Below are 10,397 nucleotides of genomic sequence, written 5' to 3' on the forward strand. Positions count from 1 at the left end.
GCCGGGCCGATGCCCGGCGACCCGGCCGAGGCCCCGGGGACTCGCAGCGGCCGGGGCGCGCGTCGGGGGTGTGCGCGCGCACGACAGAGCCGGACAGCGGGAGGGGGAATCGCTGTCCGGCGCTGCCAGGGGCCCTACTTGTCGTAGCGATACCACTTCGTGTGGTCGATGAGGTCCTTGGGGGTCATCGTGTGCCAGGGACCGAGGGGGGTGTTCAGGTCGGGAACGTCCCTCGTGTCGGTCTGCGGCAGGTAGTGCGGCACGTCGGGGTGCCGCTGCTGCCACAGCGCCCAACACCGGTCGATCATGCAGTGGTTGAGGAAGAACACCGGATCGTTCGGGGAGCCGATGTACATCATGTGCCCGCCGACCCAGACGTGGCCGGCCGCGTGCAGCTTGCCGACCGTCTTCTCCCAGGGGAACTTGGTGTAGCCCTCCAGGTGGTTGCGGAAACTGTTGAACGGCTCCTGCCCGCCCGAGGTGTGGTTCCACGGTGGGCAGTCGTAGACCGGGAGGGCGAGGGTGTCGTCGAGTTCCTCGGGGGTCGGCAGCCTGTCGGTGAGGGTGGCCATGTCCCGTACGAGGTAGTCGCGGTCGTCATGGGTGTAGTGGCCGTTGAGGGCCGGGTTCTCGTCGCCGACCGGCACGACGCTCACATTCAGTACCCAGCCGTTGTCCCTGGCGAAGGGACCGGTCATCACGCGCCGGTCGCCGGGGCGCCCGTTGCCGCCCATGAACGTCTCGTCCCACAGGGGCGAGTCCTCACCGTGGTCGATGGACCAGTCCCAGTACGGAAGGGTGACGCGCGGGTCGACCTTCTGCAGTTCCCGCTCGAACCTCAGCAGGTATTGGCGGTGCCAGGGCAGGAATCCGGGGTTGATGTGACCGAGCCGCTTGCCGGTCTCCTTGTCGAGGTAGTCCGTCGAGTTGATTTTTATGTGCAGGGCGACGAACTGGTCGTATATCCCTCGTCTCTTGATCTCGCGGACAGCGTGGACGAAGCGGCGCTTCTCCTCGTCGCTCATGTCCAGGTGGTTCTTGCGGACGTGCACCATGTCGGGTCGTTCCCTTCGCTGCAGCGCTCAGACGTGGGTGATGTGGGAGCCGTGGCCCGAAGGCAGCAGGGCGGCGCCGCGCAGTTCCTCGACGGCGCGGCGGGCGGCGTGCAGCGGAGTGGGGGCCATCTCGTAGTGGCACATGGAGCTGAGGTAGGCGTCGTCGGCGAACTTCATCAGGTGCAGGGGGCGGCCGTCGATGAACACACCGCCGCCGGCCGATGCGGCGGCGACGCGTATGGTGCGGCCCTGATAGGTCTCGGTGTGGTCGCCGGCTCCGGAGCCGGCCGCGGCCTCCCGCGCAGCGGGCGCCCCGGGCGGGAGTGCTCGGGTCGCGAAGGGGACGGCGGCCGCTGCTGCGACCAGCGCCGCCGCGGACGTGGCGGTGATCGCCTCTCGCCTGGTCAAGGACATGCTTCGGTGCCTTTCTGACTGAGGGGCAGGAACGGCGGCCGCTTCTTCACTGCTGGGCGGCCACGACACCCTTCGGCTCCAGGAGGAACTGGGTGTAGTTGTCGTCGTGCGGAATACCTGGGACGGCGGTCCACGGCAGGACGTGTCCGCGGGTCACCTTGCGTACGCTCGGTTCGCGTACGGCGGCCTCCGCCAGCTCGGTCCGATTGGTCAACAGGTTCAGGACCAGGGAGTCGCGCAGCGGCCGCAGTCCGTCGGATGCCGTCCAGGGCGCGACCACCACGAAGGGGAAGGGCAGTTCCGTACCGACGGCCGGGTGGTCGGCCCGGTCGGCGGAGAGCACCAAGGGGCGCAGCAGGAACGATCCGTCTTTCAACGGGACGACTGTCTCGCCGGTGTCGAAGCGGGCACTGTGGTCGGTGAGTTCGAAGCGCAGGGCGGCGACCTGTTCGCGTATCCTCTGCGCCCGGCTCCGGTCGGCGACGAGCAGCGTGGCCTTCTCCTCCGTGGCGGTCAGTGACGGCAGGAGACTCAGGTGCTCGGCGAGCCGGTCGGCCACCTGTTCCACCGGGCGGGTGGTGAGGACGGCGGAGAGGTTGGTGCATCGTGTGCCGCCGTCGAAGGAGGCCGACAGCGCCAGGTGTCGCACCGTCGAGTCGTCGAGGTCCTGGTCGAGCAGGGCCTTGGTGCGGCCGGGTCCGCGCACCGCGACCGAGTCACGGTGCTGCCACTTGGCCACGGCACGGTCACCGCCGTAGATGATGCTGCGGTCGGCCTCCTGCAGCAGGAAGTCGCCGGTGCGGTGGGAGCAGGGCAGGAACGCCGCCTTCGTGGGGGGCAGTCCCGCGGCCAGCAGCGCCGACAGGAGCCGGCGGGGTGTGAACGGGTCTCGGCTGCCCGGTTTGACCAGCACGCTGTAGCCGTGGAACAGGGCCTGGACCCAGGAGACGTTGGGCACGGGGTGGTTGCTGGCCATCACCGCGGCAAACACCCTTCCCCGGGGGACCCAGTGCGTCTCGAAGCCCTGGCCGAAACCGGTCGGGGGCAGTTCGGCGGCCGTGGTCCGGGGCAGTTCCTCGATCTCGGTCACCAGGTCCTTGACCGACAGCCGTACCGCTGCCGCCGTCAGTCCGGTGGCACTCGAGACCCTGGCGGCGTAGTCCTGCGGGCTCTCGCCCTCCAGCGTCCCGGACGCGAACAGGCGGGCCGCGGCGGGGAAGAGTCCGGCGTCCGGCGCCCTGCCGTCCGCATGCTCGCGGATGTCGTTGAGCGCCGCGAGCGCCAGCAGCCGGGGCGCGTTGCCGATGTCGGCGAGATCGCCGCCCGTGACGCCCGGCAGCCGGGTGCGGTCGGAGCTGGTCACCGTCCGTCCGCAGATGTGCGGGTCGATCGGGATCAGAGCTGTCGCGGTGGCCATCAGTACACCCCCTCGATGATGGGTACGTCATCGAGTGCGCGGTATGTCTGGACGTCGGCGAGACCGTCCACGCTCGAGCCGGGGCGCGGCCTGATCCGTACCGCGGTGTCCCGCTCCGCGATGTTGGGCAGGAACATCTCCTCGGTGACCGCATGGAGCCGGACCCTGCCGCGCTCTCCGTACGCCACGGGCCGGCCCTTTTCGTCGACGAGCTCGAGCCTGGTCGTGTCGGGGAAGGGTTCGAAGACGCAGGGATGGCCGTCGCCCTGGGCGGGGACGCGCTGGGGCGCCACGCCCATCAAGCTGTTGCCGTAGATCCCGACGACCGCGGTGTCGGGGAAGAAGGTCTCGTCCAGCTGGCGCAGGCTCTCGGCGCTGATGGACGTGCCCGCCCAGATGATCGCTTCGGCCTTGTCCCTCACCAGCCGGTGCAGCCGGGGCCGGGCGCAGATGGCCTCGAGAAGCGGCGGGGTGGTGTTGAGGACGGCGACGTCCTGGGTTTCGAGGATCGTCTGCGCCTGGTCGAGCAGGTGCTGGACGTATTCGTCCGCGTCGTCGGCGCGGCCGGCGGCGAGCAGCCGTTTGACCCAGCGCGGGTCCAGGTCGACCGTGTAGAGGACACCTCCGCCGAGTGCGGCGTAGCGCGACACGTCGTAACCGATGACATGCGGGCCGCCGGGGCCGAGGTGCAGCCAGTTCCCGGTCGCCGGGACGCCGGTTTCGATGAGCCGGTCCCTGGCCCACTCCAGCATCCGCGCCCGGTATCCGCTGTCCACGATGCGCTTGGGGTCGCCGGTTGTGCCGCCGGAGTCGTAGACGCGGAACGGCCGGTCCTGCAGTCCTCGCGGTATCAGTTGCCGAGCGGGGACGGTGCGCAGTTCGGTGCTGATGTCGGGGAAGCGGGTGAGGTCGGTCATGGTGTGGACCTCGGTGACGGGGTCGAAGCCGAGTGAGTCCCGCTTGCCGAGCCAGAAGGGGGAACCCGTGTCGTCGCCGAAGTGCCAGGCCATCGACTTGCGTAGGTGGCTGTCGAATGCTGAATCGGTGGTTGGTGTCATGCCTCTCGTGCTCTCCTCGTCACGTACGACCGGCTCACGTCATCGTGGGGCAGCTGTCTATCGCCGCTGTATCGGCCGGGTTCTGTCCCCTCCTGCCGGCATCGTCCGAGGTCTGTCCGGCGGATCGGGGCCGGACAGACCCGGAGCGCTCAGGCCGGTCGCCTGGCCAGGGTGAGGGCGACCAGACCGGCGACGAGCGGGAAGGCGGCGATGACGCCGAGCGAGGTGGACAGCGACATCGACTTGGCGAGTGCTCCCACGGTCGCGCTGCCGACTCCGCCGCCGACGAAGAACGACAGGTTGAGCAGGCCCATGGCCCCACCGCGCAGGGCGGGTTCGACGCGCTGGGACATCAGCGCCGTGGTGACGACCTGGGTGACGGCGAACGCGGCGAATCCCAGGGAGGCGCCGATGATCAGCTGGGCGGGGCCGCCGGACGTCAGGGTGCCGGCAAGCACCCCGGCGGTCGCGCCGGCGATGGCCGCGAGGAGCCGGCTGCCGCCGTCGTTGCCGGAGGTCAGTCCGCCGGCGGCACGGGACAGGAGCGCACCCAGTGCCGCGCCCGGCAGAAGCCAGACGCCGACGGCGAGGACGCTCCAGCCGTGCTCGCGGACCAGCAGTTGCGGTACGGCGTACATGGCGGCGAACAGCCCGCCGTAGACGCCGATGCCGACGACGGCGGCCCGCAGGAAGACGCTGTCGGTCACCAGCCGGCGGGGGACGAAGGACACCGGCGACGTGCGGGTGCGCCACACGAGGCCGGCGGCGCCGAGTACCAGAGCGGCTGTGATGCCGACGACCAGCGGGGCCGGCAGACCGAGCGCGGATGCCTGGATCAGCAGCAGGAACGAGGTCGCTGCCACGGTGAGCAGGGACGCACCCAGCAGGTCCATGGGGCGGCCGGAGCCGCGCCGGGCGGCGTGGCGCAGGCACAGGGGGACGGCGAGCAGGGAGAACACCGGCAGGACGAGGGTGAGCCGCCATGTCAGCCACTCGGTGAAGACCCCTCCGACGAGGGTGGCGCCGGCGGAGAAGAAGGCCATGGTCGCTCCGAAGCCGGCGAGGACCTTGGGTCGGTCGGCGGGCGCCGAGGCGGCGGACAGGGCCAAAGCGCCGGACGCCATGGCGCCGGAGCCGGCGGCGAGGACGAAGCGGCCTGCCACCAGGGTGCCCAGGTCGGGTGCGACGAGGCAGATGAGGGCGCCGACGGCGAGGACGAGCGAGCCGAGGAGCAGGGAGGCGCGCACGCCCTTGGTGTCGGCCAACCGCCCGAACAGCGCTGTCCCGACGCCGAGGGCGAGGGCGTGGGCGGTCAGGACCCAGCCGGTGGCCGAGCCGGTGGTGCCCAGGGCTTCCGCCACGTCGGGCAGGGCGACGCCTGCGGCGGTGACGCCGAAGACGACAGGGCCGAAGAGAGCACCGTAACGCAGGCCTGCGGAGCGGGCGCTGACGGTGGTTCCCTGGGGAGCGGAGGCCGCGGTCGTGGGCGCGGCCGGCTTGGCGTTCATGGATAGTCCTTGTCTGGTCGGTCGGTGGGCGGTGTCCGGCCGGCAGCAGGGGCGCGCCGGCGGGCCGGGCTGCCTAGGAGCGGGGTGCGATGGTGTGGCCGATCCGGAAGAGGTTCTGCGGGTCGTAGGCCGCCTTGACGCGCGCCAGCCGTTCCAGCGTGGGCCGGTCGAAACTTTCGGCGGCCGCTTCGGCGGTGTCGGGGCCCGCGAGGAAGTTCAGGTACCTGCGGCCGGTGCCCCACGGGCTCATCGCGGTCAGTACCTGGTCGGGCGAGGAGGGGCGGGAGAGGGTGGACAGGACGAACGCACCATCGCGGCCCACGGCGTTCGGGATCTCGGCGGGGCGGGAGAGCGCGCCCCCGAGCTGGCGCACCTCGACCATGGGATCGGTGCACGACGACTCGGCGCCCACCAGGGCCAGCAGGTTCTCCACCGCGTCGTGGTCCAGCCGGTCCAGGACGATGTTGCGCTCGTGGTAGGGCATCGGTTCGGTCGGGTCGTGGTGGATGTCGGCGACCGCTGAGTAGGGCATCTCCCCCACCGTGTCGATGAGGGCCGGGCCGACGGCGCGCAGTGGCCGCACCAGCCGTTCGCCCTCCTCCTCGGAGCCGGTGAAGGCGATGCGCAGATGCGCGGCGAGCCGTCCTCGGGGGTAGCCCGGTGCGACCGGTTCGGGCAGCCGCAGCAGCGCCACGGACGAGGTCATCTCCTCGGGAACGTGCTGCGTCCAGCGCTGCCAGGTCCGCAGGAGCCGGCCCGCCAGCTCGCCGGCGAAGTAGATGCCGCCGCCGTACAGTCGCTGCACCGGCATCAGGCGGAACTCGAGGGCGAGGACGATGCCGAAGCTGCCCTTGCCGCCCCGCAACGCCCAGAAGAGGTCGCTGTGCTGATGGGGTGTGACCCACCGGATCCGGCCGTCGGCGGTGACGATCCGGATGCGGGTGACGTGGTCGGCGGCGTAGCCGTAGCGGCGTCCCAGCGGTCCGAGGCCGCCGCCGAGCGTGTATCCGACGACGCCTACGAGAGGGGACGAGCCGTTGAGCGGGGCCAGGTCGTGGTACGCGGCGGTGGTGATGACCTGATGCCACTGGGCGCCGGCCTCGACGTGCGCGATGCGGGCGAGGGGGTCGACCGTGACCGTGTTCATCCTGCGGGTGGTGACCAGCACGCCGTCCTCGGCGGGCGCCGCGATGCCGTGGCCGGTGGCCTGGACTCCGACGGGAAGGCCCAGTTCGGCGCCGAAGGAGACCGCAGCGGCGATGTCGTCGCCGGTGACAGCCGCCACGACGATCGCGGGCCGGTGCTGCGCGATCAGGTTGAAACCGGAGAGTTCGGCGTCGTAACCCGCGTCACCCGGTAGGAAGATCTCACCTTTGAGACGGCCGATGAGACGGCCGACCTGCTCTTCGGAGATGACGCGGCCTGCTGCGTTCTGTGCCACCACGTTGCTGTCCCTCCCTGCTGTGCGTTCCGCGCCCGTACTCGACTCGCTGTGCGGGCGCCCGACCAGCAGTCTTGTCCCGGCGGGAAGGACCTCCCATCCCCCTTCACCCAGGGCAACGGCCTTGTGTCACCCCCTCAGCTGAGGGGGTGACACAAGGCCGTTTCGATCGCTCCCGCCCCGTGCGGGGCGGCCGTTCAGCGGCGCTGCCGCGACACCCGGCTCTGTTCCTCGCGCAGCACGGCGATCTCCTGCTCCAGCAAGGTGATCCGGTCCTCCATGCTCAGCGGGCCCAGGCCCGGCGCGCACTCCTCGGGGCCGGCCGGGCGCTCGGGCATGCTTCCCACGATCGGCTCGGCCGGCCACGGGCCTGAGGGGCCGTCGTCCAGATCCCCTACGAGAATGCTGTGTTCGACGCTGCGCAACCGCTCGCCCGGCTCGATGCCGAGGTCTTCGACCAGGCGCCGGCGGGTCTCGCGGAACAGGGACAGCGCTTCTGCCGTGCGGCCGCAGCGATGCAGCGTGATCATCAGCTGGGCGCACAGCGTCTCACGGAACGGGTGCTCGGCCACATGCTGGGTCAGCTCACCCACGATCCGCCGGTACTGGCCCAGTTGGAGTTCGAGTTCGAACCGGCACTCGAGTGCGGCGGACCGGTCCTCGTGGAATTTGAGGGCACTTGATTCCAGCAGTGCGCTGTCCAGGCCCGCGCCGATCTGTCCCCGCCACATCTGCAGGGCGTACCGCAGTCTCTCCACCAGGCGTTCGCGGCACGCCGTCTTGCTCTCCGAGCGGGTCTGCGCCAGCAGGTTCTCGAAGCAGTACAGATCGATCTCGTGTTCCGGAAGCCGGAGCAGGTAGCCCGACTTGTGCGTCTCGATGGCCGCCCCGACCCGGGCCGCGGAGAACTGCCGGCGCAGCCCCGATACACAGATGCGTACCTGACTGCGGGCCGAGACGGGTGGTGTGTCGCTCCAGATCGCGGCGATCAGCCGTTCAACACCGACCACGCGATTGGCCTCGAGCAGCAGCATGGTCAACAGGATCCGCTGTCTGTTCCCTCCCAGCGGCACCTCCCCTTGCGCCCCCTGGACAACCAGCGGGCCGAGTAACAGAAACGAAGGATGCGCAGACAAAGTTCCCCCTCAACTGGATTCACGCATTCCCTTCGGCGACGCCCTTTCTCGCATCACCAACCGGGCAAGAGCTTGTAGCTCCAGCTTCTGGCAAGCATCAGGCGCTCGCTGATCTCCCGTCCGAGCCGTGCCATTTCCTCGAGAGCGCGAGCGCTGTCCGTCCCTCCGGCATCGAAGGCTCTGAGACCGGATCGGTCCACGAACTCAACGACGTCCACCTTCGCATGGTCATCGTCGGAAGCTACGAATACGTCCACCACCTGTCCGTCGACTTCTCCCATGAAGACGGCTTCGGCGTCCGCCGTCGCGAATGCCTTCACCCACCGTGCTTCGGGAACGGCGTGCGAGAGTTTCTCGAGCGCGCTGACGGCGGGGTCCGGCCGGGTGGGGACGCTCATGTCCACGAGCACTTTTCCCGTCAGTGTGGCGGCGTGGGCGGTGGCCAGTTCCAGGGCCTCGTCATGATCGAGAGCGAGCATCACCAGGCCGGGCCGTAGTGCCGCGGCCACCGTGGTGGGCGTGACCCTCCCCGACGTGCCCGCCATGGCCTCGGCGGCCGCCCTTCTGGCCTTGCCGGAACTACGGTCGGCCAGTAGCACCGCAGCCCCCGACAGGGCGGCCCGGTGGGCGATCGCCCGTCCCATGCAGCCCGCCCCGATGATCCCGATCCGCATAATTCGGCTGCCCCTCCGCTGCCGTCCGACCAGTGACGCCGACGCGTGGAACTTCTTCTCGATTCTGCCCGGAATCGGGACCCGCGCGGCGTCGCCAATCTTTCGTTTCGGTGGACAGTTTCCCATCCCGCATTCAAGGGGTCCTAAGGGATTCCCTGACCCAAAACAGCCGCCACACCCGGCGCGCCGGGCCGGATGTGGCGGCGAAGTGGGGAAACAACAGCAGGACACCTACGGGAGCGGTTCCAGCCATTTCCCGGGCAGGAATACCGAAAATCGCGCGTGCGCTCATATTCGGCCCCGCTGTGACGCGTTTTCGGCTGCGGGCGCGGCCGTTCTTCGGTTCCGGTCGCTGCGAAGACGCCGAAGGGGAAGGGGTGGGTCAGACGTTGTGGACGCGGACCATGCCGTCCTCGGCCAGCGGGGCGTAGTACTCGGTGAACAGCTTGCCCACCAGTTCGCCGCGGGTGGAGACGCCGACCTTCTCGAAGATCGCCTTGATGTGGTCGCGGACGGTGTGCGGTGACAGGTGGAGGTGCTTGGCGATCTCTCCCGTGGGCAGGCCGCGGGCGATGCACTGCGTCACTTCCGTTTCCCGGCCGGTCAGTTCGTAGGCGTCGACGATGAGGGGAACGATCTCGGACGTCTTCGCCGGCTCGATCACCACGGCGGACGGTCCCAGTGTGCCGTCGGCGTCACGGAGGCACGAGGCGTGACACACCAGCCAGCGTCCCGACCGGGTGCGCACCCGGACCCGGGCCTGGCCGCGGTCGCGTTCCTGGGCGATGGCGCGGGCCTTCATCGCCGTCGACTGCACCCACGCCGGGACGCGGAGGTCCATGTGCGAGGGTGTCGAGGGTCCTTCGGGCAGGTCCCGCAGGTGTGTACGGGCATCGTCGTTGGCCGACAGCAGCAGGCCCGACGGGGCGAACAGCAGCAGGCCCGGTCCGTAGGGGGCGTCCGGGAGCGGCTGCGGGGACGGTGAGGGTTCGGCGAACGAACGCAGCTTGCGGGCCAGGGGCGTGATGAGCGACGCGACGAGCTTGGTGTCGGTGGCCTGGAACGCTTCGCGGCCCTTGGCGCGGAAGAGACTGATGTGCCCCTGGGGCTGCCCGCCGATGCGCAGTACGGCGCGCAGTTCGTCCTGGAGTCCGCGTGGGCGCATGAAGTCCTGGTAGAGGGTGCTGCGGGCCGGCAGGTCGCCGGTCGCCTGGCGCAGCCCCGCGACGGGGACGGCCGCGCGGGTCAGATCGCGGAAGAGGTTCACGTTCTCGGTGAACAGTTCGCTTTCCCAGTAGACGGCGCAGCCCCCCTCGTCGAGATTCTCGGCGCGGATGGGGGCGGTCATCATGCCGGTCACCGGGTCGGTGACCCGCCAGACGGCGGCGTCGTACGGCAGGAGCTTGCGCAGCATGTCCGACGCCTCTTCGAACATGCCGAGGGCGTCGGTCGCCTTCGAGGTCCGGGAGAGCAGCTCGGTGCGGCCGATCTCGGTACGCGAGGAACTGGGCCTGGTCACCGCTCGATCCTCGCAGCCGCCGCAGGCCGGGCCAACCCCTCAAGTGAGGGGGTGGCCGGGCTCGAGCGGGCCTGCAGTGGTGTGCTGCGCGGCGTGGTCAGTAGCGGTAGTGGTCCGGCTTGTACGGGCCGTCGACCTCGACGCCGATGTAGGAGGCCTGCTCCGGGCGCAGGGT

General features: G+C 70.0%; 10 protein-coding genes. All 10 read right to left on the reverse strand.

The window, feature by feature from the left end:
- Positions 1–134: 134 nt before the first annotated feature.
- Positions 135–1,055: a grixazone synthase gene (gene griF, locus ACIQ7Q_RS25550; RefSeq protein WP_403866471.1), complete on the reverse strand. Its 921-nt coding sequence runs from the start codon at positions 1,053–1,055 to the stop codon at positions 135–137.
- Positions 1,056–1,082: 27 nt separating this feature from the next.
- Positions 1,083–1,469 (reverse strand): tyrosinase family oxidase copper chaperone, encoded by a 387-nt coding sequence (locus tag ACIQ7Q_RS25555; RefSeq protein ID WP_403866474.1) that lies wholly within the window; start codon positions 1,467–1,469, stop codon positions 1,083–1,085.
- A 46-nt stretch (positions 1,470–1,515) separates the two neighbouring features.
- Positions 1,516–2,886, reverse strand: a complete 1,371-nt coding sequence (locus tag ACIQ7Q_RS25560; protein WP_403866477.1) for an aldehyde dehydrogenase family protein — start codon at positions 2,884–2,886, stop codon at positions 1,516–1,518.
- Entirely contained in the window at positions 2,886–3,944 is a 1,059-nt protein-coding gene (locus tag ACIQ7Q_RS25565) for a phenazine biosynthesis protein (RefSeq protein ID WP_403866480.1), read from the reverse strand. Before ACIQ7Q_RS25565 ends, ACIQ7Q_RS25560 begins: the two co-directional genes overlap by 1 nt.
- Positions 3,945–4,093: 149 nt before the next feature.
- Entirely contained in the window at positions 4,094–5,452 is a 1,359-nt protein-coding gene (locus ACIQ7Q_RS25570; RefSeq protein WP_403866483.1) for an MFS transporter, read from the reverse strand.
- 73 nt (positions 5,453–5,525) lie between these two features.
- Positions 5,526–6,896, reverse strand: a complete 1,371-nt coding sequence (locus ACIQ7Q_RS25575; protein WP_403866485.1) for an FAD-binding oxidoreductase — start codon at positions 6,894–6,896, stop codon at positions 5,526–5,528.
- Between the two features lie 194 nt (positions 6,897–7,090).
- A complete protein-coding gene (locus tag ACIQ7Q_RS25580; RefSeq protein ID WP_403866488.1) occupies positions 7,091–8,029 on the reverse strand; it encodes a BTAD domain-containing putative transcriptional regulator in 939 nt (312 codons plus the stop codon).
- Positions 8,030–8,082: 53 nt separating this feature from the next.
- The gene (locus ACIQ7Q_RS25585) at positions 8,083–8,703 is read right to left on the reverse strand and encodes an NADPH-dependent F420 reductase (RefSeq protein ID WP_403866490.1); all 621 of its coding nucleotides are present in this window, start codon (positions 8,701–8,703) and stop codon (positions 8,083–8,085) included.
- Between the two features lie 382 nt (positions 8,704–9,085).
- Entirely contained in the window at positions 9,086–10,222 is a 1,137-nt protein-coding gene (locus ACIQ7Q_RS25590) for a LuxR C-terminal-related transcriptional regulator (RefSeq protein WP_403866493.1), read from the reverse strand.
- A 97-nt stretch (positions 10,223–10,319) separates the two neighbouring features.
- A partial coding sequence (locus ACIQ7Q_RS25595) for an adenosylhomocysteinase (RefSeq protein ID WP_403866536.1) occupies positions 10,320–10,397 on the reverse strand: 78 nt, incomplete at its 5' end.

The sequence above is a fragment of the Streptomyces sp. NPDC096176 genome (assembly GCF_044763255.1).
Classification (GTDB): Bacteria; Actinomycetota; Actinomycetes; order Streptomycetales; family Streptomycetaceae; genus Streptomyces.